We start from the raw sequence: 19868 nt of genomic DNA on the forward strand, positions 1-19868 counted from the left end.
TACGGTATTTTATAGATAAAACAACTACTTATCGGTAGGCTGGGTTGAGCGCAGCGAAGCCTGGCATTGGGTGTGGCCGTTGGTCGGATGTCTGTTTAGGCATCCCTCCCGCGCTTGTCAGCGCAGGCTACGGGGTTTTATTGATAAAACAACTACTTATCGGTAGGCCGGGCTGTACTCAGCCGGGCCTGCCATATTAAGGCAACTCTGCGAGATTACCCCGAGTTTCGAGCCATACTTTCCGATCGCCCGCCCGTTTTTTAGCAAGCAGCATGTCCATCAGGGCGAAGGTTTCCGTTTCGTCTTCAAGGGTGAGCTGCACGAGGCGACGGGTAGCGGGATCGATGGTGGTTTCGCGAAGCTGCAGCGGGTTCATCTCGCCCAGTCCCTTGAAACGCTGGACGTTGGCGCGCGTTCTGCCGTCTTCAGATAATTTCGCGAGTAATTGTTCTTTTTCGGCGTCATCGAGTGCGTAATGCACGATTTTACCGGCATCAATCCGATAAAGCGGCGGCATCGCGACAAACACATGCCCCGCGGCGACCAGTGGACGAAAATGGCGCAGAAAAAGCGCGCAGAGCAGGGTGGCAATGTGCGCGCCATCAGAGTCAGCATCCGCAAGAATGCAGATTTTTCCATAACGCAGCGCGCTTAGGTCATCAGAACCCGGATCGATACCGATAGCGACTGAAATATCGTGAATTTCCTGGGAGCCAAGCACTTCTGCCGACTCTACTTCCCAGGTATTGAGGATTTTTCCGCGCAGGGGCAGAATCGCCTGAAAATCTTTACTGCGCGCCTGTTTTGCAGAGCCGCCCGCAGAATCACCCTCGACGAGAAAGAGTTCAGTGATGCTGATATCCTGCTGCAGGCAATCGGCGAGTTTACCAGGCAGTGCCGGCCCCTGATGCACACGCTTGCGTGCCACCTGGCGCGAGAGGCGCTGGCGTTTCTGAGCACGCTCTATGGCAAGCATCGCAATGCTCTCGCCCTGTGCGCGATGCTGGTTCAACCAGAGCGCAAAAGCATCCTTCACAACACCTGATACAAAAGACGCGCTCTGCCGTGAGCTCAGGCGCTCCTTGGTCTGTCCGGCAAACTGCGGCTCATGCATGCGTAATGAGAGAACATACTGACAGGTATCAAAGAGGTCATCGGCCGACAGGCGCACGCCGCGTGGCAGGAGGTTTCTCAGTTCACAAAACGCGGTGAGTGCGTCAAAAAGCCCGGCACGCAAACCGTTGACATGCGTGCCTCCCTGAACAGTGGGAATGAGGTTCACATAGCTTTCGCTGATAGAAGACGTGCTGTCAGTGGAAAAAACGAGCGCCCAGTCCACGCAGCCATCACTGCTGCTGAACGTACCGCAGAACGGTTCGTCAGGCAGCCAGCCTTCCTGAAGCGACTGTCGCAGGTATTCGCCGAGTCCATATTCGTAACACCAGGTTTCCTGTTCGTTGTTCTGGAGATTATGAAAGTGCACGCTGAGGCCCGGGCACAGCACTGCCTTGGCGCGCAGCAGGTGAGCCAGCGGTTTTGTCGCGACCTTAACGGTATCAAAGTAGCGCGCTTCAGGCCAGAAACGTACCGTGGTGCCAGTGTCGCGCTTACGGGTCGAACCAATGGCGGTCAGCTCGCTTTGCTTTTCACCATGCGCAAAAGCCATGTGCCAGATGACACCATCGCGGCGAATGGTCACCTCAAGGCGCGAGGACAGCGCATTGACCACAGAGACCCCGACACCGTGCAGCCCGCCTGAGAACGTATAATTTTTGTCAGAAAACTTGCCCCCCGCATGCAGGCGCGTAAGGATGACTTCCACGCCACTTATGCCAAGCTGCGGATGCTCATCTACCGGCATGCCCCGGCCGTTGTCAGAAACTTCGACAGAGCCGTCGAGGTGCAGGGTCACCGTGATGGTGTTCGCAAAGCCTGCGAGCACTTCATCCACGCTGTTATCAATAACTTCCTGCGCCAGGTGATTAGGGCGCGTGGTATCGGTGTACATGCCGGGGCGGCGCTGCACCGGTTCCAGCCCGTTAAGGACTTCGATGGCATCGGCTGTGTAGAGTTCTGTCATGGGTGTGTTCCGGGGTCACTATTGGGGAAGAGTAACATAGATGGCGTCAATCCTTCAAAATCCATCTTACTCAGGCGTTTGCAGCCATATTATGGAATGAGGACAGGCCCTGGTATTTTACAGGATTTTCTGCGAGGATGGCGGGCACTTGACTGACGGGTATTCTGAAAGATGATGAAAGGATGCAAAAGGTGCTTCATACTGCTGTTGCTGGTCGGGAGTATTTCAGCCGTTGCCGCAGAGCGTCGAGAGGGACTTTGGGGGCTAATTTCATTTTTCGGGAGCACGTCTGCATGGCTGTATGATTTACAGTTGCAGCCGCGTTATATCGGGGGAAGCGCTGATGTTAACCAGTCGCTTGTGAACCTTGGTGCTGGCAGGGCTCTTTCCGCGCCGTGGCAGGCATGGGCAGGATTGACCCTGCAGCAGACCGACCAGGATGCACCGACGGTTGCGCGCGAGTACCGATTGTGGGAAGAACTTGACTATCGCTTTCAACGACTGCCTTTTGAGGTAGTGGTGCGTTCACGGCTTGAGGAACGCCGGGCAGAAGGGTACACGAGCGTGTCAAACCGCCTGCGGGAGCGTGTCCTTATCACCCGCTTTCTGAACGACAACTGGCGTCTGGTGATATTTAATGAATTTTTTTTCAACTTAAACCAGGTCCCGTGGATTACGACCCCGACGTTCGATCAGAACCGAACCTTCATGGGGATGGAATACCAGCTGACGCGCAGTATTCGTGCTGGTAGCGGCTATCTCTGGCGTTATCTCCCAACGACACCGTCCCAGACCGACAATATTCTGATGTTGACCCTGCTGGTAAATATAGACATGCTTAATTAGCCTCAAAAAAGTCAGTTTGAATAAAATACAGGCCTTACCTATACTGTAGATGACCTTATTTGCAAGGATGCCTGTATGAAAAAGTTCCTGCTTGCCGCAAGTCTTTGCGTATCGGTGTTACTGGTATCGGGATGTGGATGCATGGGCAGTTCGTGCTCGGGATGCTGCACGCCACCACCTTCAAACTGCTGTGGAAATTCAGACTGGTATTAGGGCGTGTCCTCATTCCATAATATGGCTGCAAATGCGGCGTTTTGGTGTCATTGTGCGCTTAAGCTCGTTAAATAGAGCCCACTATTCGCCTCACTCAAGCGCACAATGCCCCTCAAACCGCCACATTTTCGCTTCACATCATGAAATGATGACACCCCCCGGGCGTGTCATCGATTAATCGACCGTATTTCAAATCGCTTTCAACATAATCTGGTCTTTGCCGTGCTCTTTGGCACGGTAAAGCATTTCATCCGCTGCTGAAACGAGGGTATTGATGTTGCTCTCGGAACCAGCGATGGCATGGATTATACCAATGCTGAGCGTGACTTCAGGATGGGGATTTTCGCGGGTGAACTGCTGGCGTATATGCTCCGCCAGCGACTGGACTTCCTGCAGCGGCATATCACCAAGAATCACCGCGAATTCATCACCCCCAAGACGCACTACAAGGTCTGTCGAGCGGCGCATGGTTTTTTTAAGCAGATTAGCGACAAAAATCAGATAATTATCGCCGTAAGGATGGCCAAAAGTGTCGTTGATGTATTTGAAATTATCGATATCAAGAAGCATTAAATTTAAAGGAAAACCACCTCGGCGAGCGCGTGCGAGTTCTCCTGGCAGTGTTCTGTCAAAATAGCGGCGGTTATGGAGTGACGTCAGCGGGTCGGTAATGGAGAGCAGGCGCACTTCCTGGTTTGAGGCTTCTAGTTTTTTATTGGATACCGCAAGCTCAAAAATCAGCTCATCTTTTTGGCTGCTCAAGCGGAAAAGCTTTCGAAACAACTGCGTGTTAATGCGTGCCACGATAAAAATCATGCCGGCAAAAAGCAGGATAAGCGTCGCAATAATGGCATTATGCATCTGCATAAGGGCATAGTTGTAGAGAATGGCGGGTGCGAATATGGGCACAAGAAACGCGATGTAGGCCGGCAGTGACATTGATAATGATACGAGCCCCGCGGTTGATACCCCACCGAGCACCAGCAGGAGTATGGCTTCATCAACCCCTTTGGCGATTGGCATGAAAATAAAATAACTCGTCCCCCACATGGCACCACTTAAAAATGCGAGTATGTTGAAAATCAAGGCGGTGGCGTTAAGGTGGTTGCGATACAAGCCATGACGAATGCCATAGAATGCATAACCCATGCGCAGGATGCTTAAGGCTGTCAAAGCAAGAAACCATGGCAGCAGAGCGTTCGGCTCTGCGCCACGCAGATAAAGCTCGAAACACAAAATACCTGCCACAAGAATGTTAAAAGGCATGGCCCCGAGAGTATTTTGCAGCAACAGCAACTGTACTTCACTTTCAAACGGCAGGCGATGTACCTTTGACATGTCGGAGTCCGGTTCGTGGTTGCAGGCAAGCTCATGCCTTTTCAGAAGTATAGATCAATTGCTCCGCTGATGTCTCTCTTCTGGTCTGTGAGGACGATGTATGGTCGCAAGGCCTGCTTTTTTGAGTCCTTTAAGGTAAAACCAGCCAAGGTCAAACTCACCGGGGCGTGATGAGAATCGTGCGCTGGCCGGGGCGTGGTGATGATTGTTATGCAATTCCTCGCCAACGACCATAATTCCCCAGGGGAGAATATTGCGGGAGTTGTCCGACGTTTCAAAATTGCGATACCCAAAATGGTGTCCAAGACCATTAATGACGCTTGCCTGCAGCACAATCTGTCCCATCATCTGACAGAGCCAGACCGGTATGGCCCAGAGACCGATAAGTGCGGTCAGTACTACCAGCAGTATAATCGGTCCGACGGTGGCACAGGGGGTATAGAAGCGTTTTTCGAGAACATCGTTATTACTAACGTAGCCGTACTTACGAATGATTTCAGAGGTTTTTGCGCGGTCATAAAGTTCAATCCCAGAGAGGAAAAGGGCTTTTAGACCGTGTCTAACCGGGCTGTGAGGGTCGCTTTCACCATCGGGGTCCTGGTGATGGGCACGGTGGATGGCGACCCATTCGGCGCGAACGGTACCTGTCGCAATCCAGAGCCAGAAGCGGAAAAGGTGCGTGATAATCGGATGATAGGTGACTGCGCGGTGCGTTTCCGAGCGGTGCAGATAGAGAGAGGCGGTAATCATCGACAGGTGAATGCTCAGAAAGAGATACGCGGCAATCATCCATGGGTTTGCGCCGAGGATTCCCGTATGCAGGAAGGGCCAGAAAAAAGCGAGTGTCCAGACGGCCACAAAAAAACCGACAACGAGCAGCGTGTAATTTGAGTAAATAAAATTCAGACGGCGTAGTTTGCTGGCCAGAAACTCTGGAATAAGCAGGTTACTGAGCTTGCCATAATCGGTCAGGGAATCGATGCCTGTCTCAAGTTTTTCAATGTCGGCGCGCTCAAGAACCGGCTCTATGCGGCGGTTGCTGAGCCAGTCCCAGAGGGTGAGTACTGATGCAAAATTATACGTGCAGTTTTTTTCGTGTGGTGAAGCAAATGATAACGCGGTGTCGTGACGACAAAGCTCAGTGCCTTGTCCAGTTGTTTGGGAATACGGATGTTGCAGTGCTCCCAGAAACTAAACAGTGCATGAAGGAAGTCTACGACATACAGTACCAGAAAATAGGGTCCAAAGAGAAAAATGCAACTGACTTTATAAATATTTATCCCTAGATATTCAAAAGGATGCAGCCTGTAGGCGGTAGTGAGGTTTGGTGATGTTTCCGAGTGGTGGATTTTATGAAACTGCCAGAGAAAATCCGATGCATGCGCAAATCGATGGTAGGTATACAGTATAAGATCAGACACAATAAACCATACAACGAAGGCCACCCACATCGGAGCATCCATCCAGTGGAGCAGCCCAATTTGATAATGCTGTACATAAAGGGCGGCACCAAGCGTGCTTATGGGGTAGGTGACCAGCATGTTGATAAGGCCGAGCTGCCAGTTGGTAACCCTTCGGCGCTTCATGCCTTTCTTACCCAGATGGTGAAGGGTGAAGCAGTACTCAAGTCCAATCATCACAAGAAGAACAAGAAAAAATACCAGCGTTCTGGAAACACTAAAAAATTCAAAGTCAAAGTTATCCATAATAACACCTGATTTACGAATTGAGTTTAAGGCTGAAGCAGTCCGTTGCACCGCATATATGCCCACACATTTTTCATTATAGTTAAAATTTACACATATGCGCTTCGGTGTAAAAAATTTTAGCGAGGGTTGCAATGTTCGACGGGTTTGTTACATTCCTTACTTTTGGCAGGATTTTAAGGAAGCAGGCATGCAGCACTATCCGGTTCCCGTATTGTCGGACAGAGAATTACCGCGTGCAGCGCCTGATGGCGCATTGCCGGTGGGAGTTGTAATGCTTGATGCATCGGGGCAGGTAATGACCCATAATGCGCTCGCGGAACGCTTAATCAGCGGGCTTTATTCAGGCGCGCCGTGGAGAGAAGTGCAGGCGCAGTCCCTGATACCGCTGCCAGGCGATGGCTGTGAATTCTCGACGCTCGACGGAAGTCTGGTGCGCGTGAGTGCCATGCGGCATCAAAGTGGCGAAGAAACCCTCGTACTGACGCCGCTTTCTTTAAATCGCGCGGAATATACGCGTAATCAGCGGCTGCAAAAGCTCGGCGAACAGCTTGCCGGACTCATGCATCAGCTGCGCACCCCTCTGACTGGCGCCATTTTCAGTGCCGCGCAACTGCGAGGCGCCGATACCGCGGGTGTGTTGCGCATCCATGCGCGACTTCAGGCTTGTCTGCTGAGCCTGCATCAGCAGATTGAGGATACTCTGCGTTTTGCCAGAGGCGAAGCTTTGGTGCGGGAGGCCGTGTCGCTTGAAGACCTTTCTCAGCATGTCAAAGCCCTTGTTGAGCCAGAGGCTTTGCTTAAAGGCGCTGTAATCCGGGTGGAGCAGATGGCAAAGGGTGCCTCTGCATCACTTGCGCTGGAGTCTTTCTCTGGCGCGATAGCCAATCTTGTGAAAAATGCGCTCGAGGCGAATGCCCGTGAAATTGTCCTGACCTTTGAGCAGACGGCGCAATATGCCTGTATCGTAAAGGTTCAGGACAACGGTGACGGGATGCCACAAGCCGTGCGCAATCAGGCATTTACGCCCTTTTTCACTACGCGTGCCAACGGAACGGGGCTTGGTCTTGCACTGGTTCAGGCGGTCGTTGAGGCGCATGGTGGTTTTTGTGCCATTGAGACTGATTCTCGTCAGGGGACTTGTATCATCGTTAAAATCCCGTAATGATAGAAGGTGCGGGTTTGAACAGAGAAGAAGGGAAAAGGCATGAGCAACGTGTTGATCGTAGAAGACGATAACGTTTTGCGTGAAGCACTTACAGAAACCATGCAGCAGGCAGGACATTCCTGGCTTGCCGCCCGAAACGGGCGCGAGGCACTGGCCATGGTCGAGCGTCATCGCCCAGCCATTATTCTCAGCGATATTCGCATGGACGGCATGGACGGCAAGCAGCTCTTAAACGAAATTCAGCGCCGAAATCCAGGCGTGCCGGTTATTCTCATGACTGGCAACGCTACCGTAGAAGAAGCGGTGATTGCCATGCAGCACGGCGCAGTTGATTATCTGCAAAAACCTTTCAGCCCGGAAGTACTGACCCGTAAAATCGCACATTATATCAAGCCGCTTTTTGAAGAAGACGGTGAGCCTGTGGCACAGGATCCTAAGAGCCAGGCGTTGCTGTCGATGGCACTCAGAGTGGCGCAGTCGGATGTTGGCGTAATGATTACCGGTGAGAGCGGCACGGGTAAGGAAGTCCTTGCGCATTATATCCACGACCATTCATCACGCAGGTCTAATCCCTTTATCGCCATTAATTGTGCAGCAATTCCCGAGCAGATGCTTGAGGCCACACTTTTTGGATATGAAAAAGGCGCTTACACCGGGGCGTTTAAATCAACACCTGGAAAATTTGAGCAGGCGCAGGGCGGAACGCTGCTCCTTGACGAAGTGAGTGAGATGAGCCTGCCGCTGCAGGCCAAGCTGCTGCGCGTGCTGCAGGAGCGCGAAGTTGAGCGCCTTGGCGCCAGCAAGGTGGTCAATCTTGATGTACGCGTGCTCGCAACCAGTAACCGCCAGCTTTTGAACGAGGTGAGGGAGGGGCGTTTTCGTGAGGACCTTTACTACCGACTCAACGTGTTTCCCCTGCACTGGCTGCCGCTTCGTGAACGGATTTGTGATATTATCCCGCTTGCCAACTACCTGATACGCCGTCATTGTGAACATCTGCCAAGTGTGCCACAGCTTTCTGATGAAGCGCGTGAGACGATGGTACGCTATCCCTGGCCCGGTAACGCGCGTGAGCTTGATAATGTCATTCAGCGCGCACTGGTATTGCAGACCAATGGCGTGATAGAAAATGAGCACCTGCAGCTTCTGACGGAGACTCCGGCAACCGCCATGGCAACAGCCGGCCCGAGAAATCTGCAAAACCATGAATTTGACCTTATTGTGCAAACACTTAAGGAACAGGGCGGTAATCGACAGAAGGTAGCGGCGTTGCTCGGTGTGAGCGAGCGCACGCTGCGTTACAAGCTTGCGAAAATGCGTGAGGAAGGGTATGATGTATAATTTTTGCACGGATATGGTGTGACCTCTGAAACTACCGGAGGCACGGATTTGCCGCTACCCTCAAAGCCTGAACCGTGGAAGCCCTTTCTGCGCAAAGGCACTTTTTTGCTCGCGGCATTGCTCGTGGCTGCTGCCATTGTTTCCAGTCTGTTTCGCGCCTTAACGCCCTTCGCCTCACAATACCGTGGTGAACTGGAGCACCGTCTCAGTACCTGGGTCGGTCAGCCAGTGACCATTGCATCCATGGAAACCGGCTGGTACTGGTTTCACCCGGTGCTCAAACTTCGTGATGTCAACCTCTCCGGCACAAAACATGATGCCGTACACCTCCAGAAACTGCTGGTCGGCATTAATGTCTTTAAGTCGCTGATGAACTGGCAGATTCAGCCGGGCGTTCTCTATGTTGAAGGCCTCCGCCTTGGGGTGCGTCAGGAAGACGATGGCTTTGTGCTCGATGGCCTTGAGATGAAAAACGCCTCTTTCATGGGGATGGACGCGTTCAAGGCGATACTTCACTGGCTTTTACAGCAGCAGAAAGTGGTTATCAAGGACATGTCGCTGCGTCTTTATCTGCGTGATGGTAACCTCGTGCCCATTGAGGGGGCGCGCCTGATTGCAGTCAACCGGGATGGCCACTATACCCTGCGTGCGAGCGCACAGCTTGCCCAGACCATTCCGACGCATTTTCGCATGCTCGCAACCCTCGACATTAATCCCTGGGCCATCATGCGGGCGCGCGGCAAATGGTACATCGAGACAGAAAACCTCTTGCCCGCACAGTGGCAGGCGCTGTTTCCAGCGGGTACTCCTCATGTAGATGGCGGCACGCTGGATGCACAAATCTGGCTTGATATGGCGCGTGCGCGTGTTAAGAGCGGACAGGCAAGGCTTAGCCTTGAAAATCTCGCGCTTACCGAGCCCCTTTCCGGTCAAAGTACCCTGTTTCAGTCAATCGAAGCCAACACTGCACTTCGTGTTTTAGACAACAGCTGGGAAGTGGAAGCGGATAAGCTTGATGTGCGGGTTAATGGCGTTACCTGGCCGCAGAATGCATTTGTGCTGCGTGTCAAGGATACGGGACAGGTTGCCTTTTATGTGAAGAATCTCCTCATTGAATCGCTGCTCTCTACGGCCTTTCCGTGGCCACAGTCCATGGATGCCCTGCTTGCCCTGAAGCCGCACGGAACGCTTACGGATGCTTCTGTTCACTGGAATAATGGTACGCTCGAAGCCGTTCTTGGCCGTTTTGAGGGACTGGGCTGGCAGCCGAATAAAACGCTTGCCGGCGTGAATAATCTGACGGGTGCGCTTGCCTGGCAGCCGGGTGAGGGTCGACTGGAACTTGACAGCGAAAATGCGGCCATACGCTTTCCCGGTAAACCTGAACTGTTGCTGCAGACATTGAACGGTGCGCTCGACTGGAAGCAGCTTACGAACGGACTTCGTTTAAGCCTTGAGCGCCTCGTGCTGGTCAGTGGAGGGTCTACCCTTACTGCAGAGGGACTCCTTGATAATGCGGATTTAAGCGAAGGCCGCGGCAATCTTCGGCTTGAGAGCGTACTCGCGGCAAAAGAGGCAGCTTCTATACTGCAATACCTGCCTGCCGATTCGATGAAACCAAAGCTTGCACACTGGCTGCAAAACGATATTACCCGTATCAAAGGGCTTAATGCGCGCCTTCGCATGCAGGGTGAGCTTGAGCACTTTCCCTGGGATAAGGGGGATGGTGAATTTGATATTACCGGACAGGCAGAAGGCATTGACCTCTATTTTGACCGTAAATGGCCTGAGATTCGTGGCATTGACGCGTGGCTGCATCTGAATGGACGTACGCTTGAGGCAAATATCACCCATGCAAGCCACGGCCCGCTCACCATTGATAAAGGCAATCTCAAGCTGGTTAACATCGGGCTTGACCGCGAGTATTTATTGATTCGTACCGCGCTCATGACTCCGGGCCCGGATGCGCTTGACTACCTGCTTTCGACCCCGCTGGCCAAACCGCTGGCCAAATTGCGTCAGGTGCAGATTGAGGGACCGCTGGACGCGAATCTTCAGCTTGAAGTACCGCTTTATCCCGGCAACGATAACCTGCTGGCACGAGGTGCTGTGTCCTTTTCCAAAAATCCAGTGACGGTTAACCATCCGTTGCACCGCGTAGCGCTTAATAATGTGCAGGGCACACTGTATTTTGATGAACATGGCCCCACACCCAGCAACCTTGAGGCAGAAGTTTTTAATACGCCGGTGACACTGACGGCCAATACGCGCCAGACTCCGCAGCCTTTAACCGAGATTGGCATGCAGGGTACAGTGACAGTGGCATCACTGCGCTCACAGTTTAACAGCCCGTTGCTCGATTCCATGAAGGGCGTCTTACCGCTTTCGATGCTGCTGACCATGACCGACAACCCAAACGACATGGATTCGGTGCGATTCACCTCCACGCTTCTTGGAACTGCCGTTGACCTGCCGCCGCCTTTTGGAAAGTCAGCGACGGATACGCGCCCCGTCAGCGTAGATATTGATTTCAATCCGGAAAAGGCCGCTCGTATCCGTTTTCAGGATGAATGGCGTGCGAGGGGAGATATCTGGTTTGCGAAAGCGCAAACGGGCTTTATGCTGAAATCAGGAGCGGTTGCGGTGGGACGCGTGGCACTGGCGCGACAGCCACAGCAGGGACTGCGGGTTGATGCACGTCTTGATACGCTTGATGTTGAGAAGTGGCTGCAGGCAACGGGTAAACACGAGGGTGCATTTACGCCATCCATGCTGCCGGATGACCTGAATCTACAGGTTAAGACGCTGCAGCTGTGGGGTAATCGCTTTGAGGATGTCTCACTTAACAGTCACCGACGACGCGACACTCTCTGGGCTTTTACGGTAAAAAGTCCTCTGGCACGCGCGCAACTGGGGTTTGACACGGCTAAAAATCTTCTGAGCGGACACATTGACCAGTTAACGCTCTCCTCCACGGGGAAGCATGATACGTCGTCAGAACCCCTGCCGCTTCGCGCGTCCTCCATTCCCAATCTTGCATTGACGGTTGATAATCTGCGACTGAAGGAGCATTCGCTCGGGGTGTTGACTGTGCGTGGAAAACCGTTGAAAGACGGGTGGTCGCTCGATGCCTTAAGCCTTGAATCACCGGCATGGACGTTGAACGGACAGGGTACCTGGACCCAGAATGGCGTCAAGGATGTCACCCAGGTGGATACGAGCCTGCGCGTGCGCAACCTTGCAGCGCTTCTGGCTCTCTGGGACGCACCGCCTGCGGTGTTGTCCAAAAAGGGCGAAGCGCGTCTGGTTGGCAGCTGGCCGGGTGGTTTTCAGGATTTTTCAACGAAGAAGCTGAGCGGTGAATTCTGGATGCGCCTTCGCAATGGCCGAATTACCCATTTAAGCCGCGAAGCTGAGGAAAAAATGGATTTGGGGCGTGTGCTCAGCATCCTGAGCCTGCAGACTATCCCGCGTCGCCTGCAGCTTGATTTTAGCGACTTGACCGAGCAAGGCTACAGCTTTGACGTGTTTGAAGGGAATTTCGCGTTGAAAAAAGGGATTGTGACTACCGATAATGCCCATATTGACGGGCCGGTAGCATTTGCAGCCATCAAGGGCCAAATCGATTTACCGCGTGAAACCCTTGATTTACATCTGAGGGTAGCTCCTCGTATTACGGCGAGCCTGCCAATAGTGGCAACGATTGCGGGCGGCCCCATTGCAGGCGTGGCTGCCTGGGTAGTCAGCCGGCTGATTAACGCCGGTATGGAAAAAGTCAGCGGTTACACGTATAAGGTATCGGGACCGTTTAAGGATCCACTGGTTCAGCAGACCAGTATTACGACATTGGGCAGGAAGAAAAAACCATGAAGCAGCATCTGCACCTTTTAGGCATTGGCGGCACGTTCATGAGCGGGATTGCGCTTATCGCGAGATCTTTGGGATATCGGGTCAGCGGCAGTGACGCATCGTGCTATCCGCCGGTTTCAACGCTGCTTGCCGAGCATGGAATTACCTGGACCGAAGGGTATGACGATGCCAGCGATGCCCTTGCTGCCGACCTTGTCATTGTCGGCAACGCCATCAAGCGCGGCATGCCGGTCATGGAAGCGGTGCTTAATGCCGGAAAGCCGTATGTCTCAGCGCCAGAATGGCTGTTTAGAGAAGTCCTCTGCAAACGCCGTGTGCTGGCCATTGCCGGTACCCACGGGAAAACCACAACAACCTCAATGGCAGCGCACATTCTCGAAGAAGCCGGTTTAAAGCCTGGCTTTCTCATTGGCGGGGTCGCGAGCAATTTCAACACCTGTGCCGCAGTGGGCGAGGGCGAGTGGTTTGTCATTGAGGCCGATGAATATGATACGGCTTTTTTTGATAAACGCCCGAAGTTCATGCATTACCGCCCGGAAATCGCTGTTCTCAATAATTTAGAATTCGACCACGCTGATATTTATGCAAACCTTGATGCCATCATTCTGCAGTTTCATTACCTTTTACGCACGATTGCAGCAAAAGGGAGGGTGGTGCGCCCGCGTGATGACAAGGCGTTGGACCAGGTAATGAGTCAGGGCGTATATTGCCCGGTATCAAACACAGGCGGCGAGGACGAAAGTGATTGGGGTGCGCGCCTTCTTTCCGCGGATGGCTCAGTATTTGAGGTTTTACATCAGGGCGTGCAGGTTGCACGAGTATCGTGGTCGCTGATAGGGCAGTTTAACGTTGACAATGCACTCGCAGCCATTGCCGCAAGTGTGCACGCGGGAGTCACTCCAGAAGCGGCGGCACGCGCGCTTTCAGGATTTAAACCACCAAAGCGGCGTCTTGAAGTGCGGGCGAGTGTGCATGGTGTTACCGTCTATGATGATTTTGCGCACCATCCTACAGCCATTGCCAAAACGCTGCGCGCCCTTCGACAGAGCGGGCGACACAAACGCGTTCTGGCTGTGCTCGAATTTGCATCCTACACCATGCGAAGTGGCGTGCATGCAGCACGCATGCAGGAAGCACTGGCAGATGCGCATGGCGTTTTTCTGCTGGCACCCTCAGACTTTAGCCTCTCAGATGACTGCCTAAAAGGCGTCTTTGCTGCTTCTGATACCTCTGCGCTGGCCTCAGCCGTGGTCGCGGCAGCCAGAGCTGATGATGCCGTTCTCATCATGAGTAATCGTGGGTTTGATAACCTGCATCAGCGGATAATTACCGGTCTTGAAGCACGCTTTTCACAGGCAATTGCGTAAACAGGTTGAAAAAATCCCGGCACATTGTTATAAAAATAATAACGTGTCACGGGGGTCAGGGAGGATGCATGACGGATTTTGCTGTCTATAAGGAGCAGGCCGTGACGCTGCCGCAGCAGCTTGCACAGGCCTGTAGTCCATCAACCAGCGCCCCTTCAACTTCTGCAATGTTTCATTCTTTCTTCGCAAGATGTCTGCCTGCCAGTGCAGAAATTTCCATGCAGACCTATGCCCGCTTGATTATGCTCACGGCACAGGTCCTGGACGTTGAGGCGCGTGATGATGCAGAAAAAATCTGTATTTTGAAGGGAATGTACTGTTATGTGTTCATTGAACACGACAGCGCCTTAGGTTGGGTCAACAGCCGTCCCCTGCTACTTCTGTTGCAGGAGCGCCTTGGTATCACTTCACCGTCACAACTGCCAGATGATGAGCGTCGACAGCTTTTTGCAGCCCTTGGTGCATGGTGTGATGCACTCTTTCAAAGCGTTGCCCCTGAAACGCAGGAAATACGCTCGTTAAAGTCAATCATTCCAGCAAATATGCGTGCCAGTGTTTTTGCCATGGAGACCGTTGCGAGTGTTGGTCGATACAGTAGCGGCCTGCCTGCTCCTTCCGAGTGTGTTACCCTGGCGCAGGAATCTTTCAGCGCAGGAATGCGCTCCCTTTTTTCGTGAGGAGGATACATGCCGGATTACAAGGTTCCTGGAACCCTTCTGAAAAGTGCGCTGAAGCTTGAGGCGACCTATCGACATATTGCGGGGCGCTATATTCCTCCCTCCTATGAGGCCTTAAGATCCTTTGTGCTTGGAAATGATGAGGGAGGCGGGCTTCGCTGGATCTACGAAGAAAGAGCCAAAAAAGCGCAAAAGGCCGCTGTAGCAAGAAGTTACCTGAAGTCATTATGGAGCAGTGTCTCAAAGGATGATGATGTGTACCTGAATCCAGACCGCCTTGACCAGATAGCTTTTATTGAGCAGGTCGCAAGAAATCTTTCACCACCTTCGGCGGTTTCTGGAGCAGAATTAAAATCTGCCCATCTCATTCTTCAAGGTGCACTGTTTGACCGTCTGTACCGTCTGCGTTTTGATCAAATCATAAAATGTTCAAGACCTGAAAATTCATTGCTCTATGTCATTATTAAAGAGGGGCTGGGAGTTGGTGTTCCAGGTACGCAAAGAAATAATGAGATAGACTTTTTATCATTAGAAACGGCACTTTCAGCCTTTCTTGAACATACCATGCGCCAAAGTTATCCTTATCATGAGAAAAAAACCGAAAATATTCATGAGATTGTAGATTATATTCGTGATATCCGACATGAGGTAGACAATCGTGGCTATCCGCTGTCTTCCATCGCACCCTATGAGTATTACTGGGAAAAAGGGTTGAAGCCATGGCGAGAGCTTTATGTTCAGTTCGAATATGTACGTTTTATCGAAACTACAGGCGTATACGTGGCCCGCGAAATCAGTGATTTTGAAGACGTTGTCAAATCCTTTCTGGACGCACTGGATGCCTCTGCTGATGAAAAGGGCGCTACCAGTCAGGAGAGTCGGCGTGCCTGCTTTGAGCGTCTTGATACTTCAGCTCGCATGAAGGCGCTGTTGTCACAAAGCTGTGCCGGAGTTCCTGCCGTTTTAAACTATGAGCGGTCACAGCGGGCGAGTGTTGAGGCACAGTTAAAGGGATTTGGGATGAGTATTCTGGTGCATGCTCTTGGCGGAGCCTGTCTGCTGGCGTTTGCTTCCATCAAGGCCATACCTGAGAATTTTCAGTTACGGGGTGTCATTGGAAGCGCACTTGGCATCAAACCAGGTTTTGAGCCATTTGACAAAGATGCAGCCAGCGCACTTACACGCGATACGATGATAGATAATTTTATCGCGTTGCTGGAAGCCCTGCCTGACGGTGCCGGCATCCGTTGTGAACCCTTTGGAGCCGGCAAAGACGCCATCCTCGGTGCGGCGCGAGACTTCAAAGTGCATCAATACGACTATCAGCTGCAGGTGATTGCACAACCTCTGCCATACTCGCCCGCATCCTGCAGCAGCAGTAGTAGTACTGGCAGCAGCTCATCGGCACCCGCTCCATCCTGGTTCTGAGTGCTGCCTGTCGTTGGGTGAACGCCGGCTATCCTGGCTGGCGTTCAAAATGCATGGCTCCTTCACGTACGCCAACCACTACGGTATCGCCCGGGCGATAAGCTCCCTGTAAAAGTGCCTGTGCAAGCGGGTTTTCAAGCCGCACCTGGATAGCGCGCTTCAGCGGGCGTGCCCCATAGACCGGGTCGTAACCGGCATCAGCCAGTGCCTGAAGTGCTTCGGGTTCCAGCACGAGGTTGATGTGCTGTTGAGAAAGACGCTGGTGCAACGCACTGACCTGCAGCGCCGCAATGCTTGCAATCTGCTTTTCGCTCAAGGGATGGAACACCACGCTGTCATCGATACGGTTGACAAATTCCGGGCGGAAATGCTGCCCTACGAGATCCATTACCGCGGCTTTCATCTGCTCGTAATCCAGCTTTGAGCTCATGTCCTGAATCACGTGCGAACCAAGGTTTGAGGTCATGACAATGACGGTATTGCGAAAGTCGACCGTACGTCCCTGGCCATCGGTGAGGCGGCCATCGTCCAGCACCTGCAGGAGGATGTTGAACACATCGGGATGCGCCTTTTCAATCTCATCGAGCAGAATGACGCTGTAGGGACGGCGGCGCACGGCTTCAGTCAGATAGCCGCCTTCTTCATAACCGACATAGCCTGGAGGCGCGCCAATGAGGCGGGCGACAGAATGTTTTTCCATGAATTCAGACATGTCAATGCGCACCATCGCGTCCGGTGTATCAAAGAGGAAGGTGGCGAGTGCTTTGCAAAGCTCCGTTTTTCCGACACCGGTTGGGCCTAAAAAGAGGAACGAGCCAATGGGGCGGGCCGGGTCTGAAAGGCCTGCACGTGAGCGCCTGATGGCGTTTGCAACGGCGCTGACCGCGGCATCCTGACCGATAAGGCGCTCATGCAGCGCGTCTTCCATGCGTAACAGCTTTTCCTTCTCACCTTCGAGCATTTTGGCCACCGGAATACCGGTCCATTTGGAAACCACTTCCGCAATTTCTTCCTCAGTGACTTTATTGCGTACCAGTTTGGTTTCCATTTCGCCCTGGGTGTTGACGGCAGCAAGCTGTTTTTCAAGCTCAGGAATGCGTCCGTACTGCAGTTCCGACATGCGTCCAAGGTCACCTTTACGCCGCGCGGCATCAAGCTCCGTCTTTGCCTGCTCGAGCGCTTCTTTAATGTGCGTGGCACCCTGAAGGGTGGCTTTTTCCGCCTTCCACAGTTCTTCCAGTTCTGACACTTGCTTTTCAAGGTCTTCAATGGTGTGTTCAAGGTCGGTGAGCCGCTTTTTAGAGGCCTCATCGCTTTCACGTTTTAAGGCTTCGCGTTCGATTTTAAGCTGAATCAGCCGCCGGTCGAGCTTGTCAAGGCTCTCAGGTTTTGAGTCAATTTCCATGCGAATCAGGCTGGCGGCTTCGTCAATCAGGTCAATGGCCTTGTCAGGCAGCTGCCGGTCGGTGATATAACGGTGTGAAAGGGTGGCGGCGGCAACGATGGCGGGGTCAGTAATTTCTACGCCATGATGCACTTCGTAGCGCTCGTTAAGTCCGCGCAGAATAGCAATGGTATCTTCAACGCTCGGCTCATCCACAAGCACTTTTTGAAAGCGCCGTTCCAGGGCGGCGTCCTTTTCAATGTACTGGCGGTACTCGTTAAGCGTTGTCGCTCCAATGCAGTGCAGCTCGCCGCGTGCAAGTGCCGGTTTCAGCATGTTGCCCGCATCCATTGCGCCTTCAGCCTTGCCGGCACCCACCATGGTGTGCAGCTCATCAACGAAAAGGATGACCTGGCCTTCCTGTTTGGCGAGGTCATTTAATACCCCTTTAAGGCGTTCTTCAAATTCTCCGCGAAATTTGGCACCTGCAATCAAGGCACCCATGTCAAGCGAGAGCAGACGCTTGTTTTTAAGGCCTTCCGGCACTTCACCGTTGATGATGCGCTGCGCCAGCCCTTCGACAATGGCGGTTTTTCCGACACCGGGTTCACCAATCAGCACCGGGTTATTTTTCGTGCGACGCTGCAGCACCTGAATGGTGCGGCGGATTTCATCGTCCCTTCCGATTACCGGGTCAAGTTTGCCGCGGGTGGCGCGCTCGGTTAAATCAACGGTATATTTTTCCAGTGCCTGACGCTGTTCTTCCGCATTGGGGTCGTTCACAGTCTCTCCTCCACGAAGGCGTGCCACCGCCTGTTCAAGCACGTTTTTGTCAGCGCCAGCCTGTTTCAGGAGGCGGGAAAGACTGCCTTCTTCCAAAAGTGCGGCCAGCAGGAAAAGCTCACTGGAAATATAGCTGTCGCCTTGTTTTTGTGCCAGTTTATCCGTAAGGTTCAGCAGGCGATTCAGTGCGTTCGACACATGGACATCAGCGCCATTCCCGGAGACTTTGGGCAGCGCATCGAGTGCTTTTTCGAGGGAAACGCGCAAAGCCGGTACATTGACCGATGCTTTTGAAAGAAGCGGCGCGCAGACGGAGCCCTGCTGGTCGAGCAGTGCTTTCATCAGGTGTTCCGGTTCTATAAACGGGTTGTCACGCCCCAGTGCCAGTGATTGAGCATCGGCAAGTGCTGTCTGAAACTTTGCAGTCAATTTATCCATACGCATGATGATGCTTTCCCCCGGGTTTTATTTTGATGTTACATCGCATAGAATGCGGGCAATATTGTAAATTTCAAGTGGTTAATCATGCAGGAACCCACAAATATCTCTGGCAGTGATTCGCAAAATGCCATTAATCAGCTGGTGCTTGAATACCTGCGTGACCAGAAAAGTCGACGACGCTGGCGCTGGGTATGGCGCGGGCTCTGGATGGCGGTACTTGGGCTGATTGCCGTGCAGACGTTTAAGGCGGCGAGAGTGGAGAGTGCCTCTGATAAACCGCATGTGGGTATCATCGATATCACGGGCCCCATCATGGACGGGGCGCCTGCCAATGCCGATAATCTGGCAAAAGGACTTGTTAACGCCTATAAAAATCCGAGCCTTAAGGCCCTGATACTGCGCATCAACAGCCCAGGCGGCAGTCCCGTTCAGGCGGACTACATGTATAACACCATTCGCTATTACCGCGCGAAGTATCCCTCCATCAAAACCTATGCGGTCTGTGTAGACCTCTGTGCTTCTGCCGCCTACTATGCCGCTGTTGCCACTGATGAAATCTATGCATCCCCCGCCAGCATGGTCGGCTCAATTGGTGTCGTTTACAACGGCTTTGGCTTTGTCGATTTACTGCAAAAAGCAGGCATAACCCGCCGCCTGCAGACAGCAGGTCGCAACAAGGGGTTCCTCGACCCTTTCTCGCCTGAGATACCCGCACAGCAGATGATGCTTCAAACCATGCTGAATGACGTGCATCAGCAGTTTATCGCACGGGTAAAAGAGGGGCGTGGCAGCCGTCTGCATATCAACAACGATACCTTCTCCGGTCTGATTTGGACGGGTGAACAGGCACGGGTTCAAGGGCTTATCGATGGTTTTGCCAGCAGTGGCCAGCTCGCACGCAAGCTTGTAAAGTCTGGAGTGGCAGTCGATTATACCGCTACGGAAAACGTCTTTGACCGATTCGCCAAAAACATGGGCACCTCTTTCGCCGGCAGCCTTCCAGGTGCGCTTGGGATACGGCCAGGCTTTCAGTGACATTGGCTTTGCTTTCTCGCTCGAGTGGTAAGCTGTTGAACTGTCCATCGGACATTTTCAGTGTTTACACCGGTGTGCCAGCTGTTATTGGTAACGCAAACGGGCACGCAGACGTTCACGTGAAGGTGCGCGCGCCCGCGCTCTATTCTCAGCATCTATGAAAAAAAGCAACATTATGGAATAATTATTGC

14 protein-coding genes are annotated in these 19868 nt (G+C 52.8%); 9 read left to right on the forward strand and 5 right to left on the reverse strand.

The annotated features are described in order from the left end of the window. Positions 1–196: 196 nt before the first annotated feature. On the reverse strand, positions 197–2080 hold the full coding sequence (gene parE, locus E4T54_RS10455; protein WP_028385770.1) for a DNA topoisomerase IV subunit B: 1884 nt from the start codon (positions 2078–2080) through the stop codon (positions 197–199). Between the two features lie 171 nt (positions 2081–2251). Here parE and E4T54_RS10460 point away from each other — a divergent pair, with 171 nt between their 5' ends. Together E4T54_RS10460 and E4T54_RS12035 are read left to right on the forward strand one after the other, a co-directional pair. Further along, positions 2252–2926 (forward strand): DUF2490 domain-containing protein, encoded by a 675-nt coding sequence (locus E4T54_RS10460; protein WP_028385771.1) that lies wholly within the window; start codon positions 2252–2254, stop codon positions 2924–2926. Between the two features lie 75 nt (positions 2927–3001). Further along, positions 3002–3139: a hypothetical protein gene (locus E4T54_RS12035; RefSeq protein WP_155832453.1), complete on the forward strand. Its 138-nt coding sequence runs from the start codon at positions 3002–3004 to the stop codon at positions 3137–3139. A gap of 189 nt (positions 3140–3328) precedes the next feature. On the opposite strand, the gene E4T54_RS10465 is transcribed toward E4T54_RS12035, so the two are convergent. The 3 genes from E4T54_RS10465 to E4T54_RS10475 form a co-directional block, all read right to left on the reverse strand. Next, entirely contained in the window at positions 3329–4477 is a 1149-nt protein-coding gene (locus E4T54_RS10465) for a GGDEF domain-containing protein (RefSeq protein ID WP_051550804.1), read from the reverse strand. Between the two features lie 54 nt (positions 4478–4531). Further along, a complete protein-coding gene (locus E4T54_RS10470) occupies positions 4532–5335 on the reverse strand; it encodes a fatty acid desaturase (protein WP_131793736.1) in 804 nt (267 codons plus the stop codon). A 167-nt stretch (positions 5336–5502) separates the two neighbouring features. Next, positions 5503–6183, reverse strand: a complete 681-nt coding sequence (locus E4T54_RS10475) for a sterol desaturase family protein (RefSeq protein WP_058387110.1) — start codon at positions 6181–6183, stop codon at positions 5503–5505. A 190-nt stretch (positions 6184–6373) separates the two neighbouring features. On the opposite strand from E4T54_RS10475, the gene E4T54_RS10480 reads away from it, so the two are divergent. From E4T54_RS10480 to E4T54_RS10505, 6 genes are all read left to right on the forward strand, one after another. After that, a complete protein-coding gene (locus E4T54_RS10480) occupies positions 6374–7348 on the forward strand; it encodes a sensor histidine kinase (RefSeq protein WP_028385773.1) in 975 nt (324 codons plus the stop codon). Between the two features lie 42 nt (positions 7349–7390). After that, a complete protein-coding gene (locus tag E4T54_RS10485) occupies positions 7391–8692 on the forward strand; it encodes a sigma-54-dependent transcriptional regulator (protein ID WP_028385774.1) in 1302 nt (433 codons plus the stop codon). Positions 8693–8710: 18 nt separating this feature from the next. Then, positions 8711–12562, forward strand: a complete 3852-nt coding sequence (locus E4T54_RS10490; protein WP_028385775.1) for a YhdP family protein — start codon at positions 8711–8713, stop codon at positions 12560–12562. Then, positions 12559–13929, forward strand: coding sequence for a UDP-N-acetylmuramate:L-alanyl-gamma-D-glutamyl-meso-diaminopimelate ligase (gene mpl, locus E4T54_RS10495; RefSeq protein ID WP_058387109.1), 1371 nt, complete (start codon positions 12559–12561; stop codon positions 13927–13929). The genes E4T54_RS10490 and mpl overlap by 4 nt, the downstream gene beginning before the upstream one ends. Before the next feature lie 68 nt (positions 13930–13997). After that, entirely contained in the window at positions 13998–14606 is a 609-nt protein-coding gene (locus E4T54_RS10500) for a hypothetical protein (RefSeq protein WP_028386896.1), read from the forward strand. 9 nt (positions 14607–14615) lie between these two features. Next, positions 14616–16034, forward strand: a complete 1419-nt coding sequence (locus E4T54_RS10505; protein ID WP_028386897.1) for a hypothetical protein — start codon at positions 14616–14618, stop codon at positions 16032–16034. Between the two features lie 28 nt (positions 16035–16062). Here E4T54_RS10505 and clpB read toward each other — a convergent pair whose 3' ends face one another. After that, positions 16063–18645, reverse strand: a complete 2583-nt coding sequence (gene clpB / locus E4T54_RS10510; protein ID WP_028386898.1) for an ATP-dependent chaperone ClpB — start codon at positions 18643–18645, stop codon at positions 16063–16065. A gap of 78 nt (positions 18646–18723) precedes the next feature. Here clpB and E4T54_RS10515 point away from each other — a divergent pair, with 78 nt between their 5' ends. Next, a complete protein-coding gene (locus E4T54_RS10515) occupies positions 18724–19677 on the forward strand; it encodes a S49 family peptidase (protein WP_115152835.1) in 954 nt (317 codons plus the stop codon). Positions 19678–19868 lie beyond the last annotated feature (191 nt).

The organism is Legionella geestiana, from assembly GCF_004571195.1.
GTDB classification, from domain to species: Bacteria; Pseudomonadota; Gammaproteobacteria; order Legionellales; family Legionellaceae; genus Legionella_B; species Legionella_B geestiana.

Coding starts and splice junctions, on each gene's coding strand:
- parE (WP_028385770.1), bottom strand. CDS start 2,080: ATGACAGAACTCTACACAGCCGATGCCATCGAAGTCCTTAACGGGCTG.
- E4T54_RS10460 (WP_028385771.1), top strand. CDS start 2,252: ATGATGAAAGGATGCAAAAGGTGCTTCATACTGCTGTTGCTGGTCGGG.
- E4T54_RS12035 (WP_155832453.1), top strand. CDS start 3,002: ATGAAAAAGTTCCTGCTTGCCGCAAGTCTTTGCGTATCGGTGTTACTG.
- E4T54_RS10465 (WP_051550804.1), bottom strand. CDS start 4,477: ATGTCAAAGGTACATCGCCTGCCGTTTGAAAGTGAAGTACAGTTGCTG.
- E4T54_RS10475 (WP_058387110.1), bottom strand. CDS start 6,183: ATGGATAACTTTGACTTTGAATTTTTTAGTGTTTCCAGAACGCTGGTA.
- E4T54_RS10480 (WP_028385773.1), top strand. CDS start 6,374: ATGCAGCACTATCCGGTTCCCGTATTGTCGGACAGAGAATTACCGCGT.
- E4T54_RS10485 (WP_028385774.1), top strand. CDS start 7,391: ATGAGCAACGTGTTGATCGTAGAAGACGATAACGTTTTGCGTGAAGCA.
- mpl (WP_058387109.1), top strand. CDS start 12,559: ATGAAGCAGCATCTGCACCTTTTAGGCATTGGCGGCACGTTCATGAGC.
- E4T54_RS10500 (WP_028386896.1), top strand. CDS start 13,998: ATGACGGATTTTGCTGTCTATAAGGAGCAGGCCGTGACGCTGCCGCAG.
- E4T54_RS10505 (WP_028386897.1), top strand. CDS start 14,616: ATGCCGGATTACAAGGTTCCTGGAACCCTTCTGAAAAGTGCGCTGAAG.
- clpB (WP_028386898.1), bottom strand. CDS start 18,645: ATGCGTATGGATAAATTGACTGCAAAGTTTCAGACAGCACTTGCCGAT.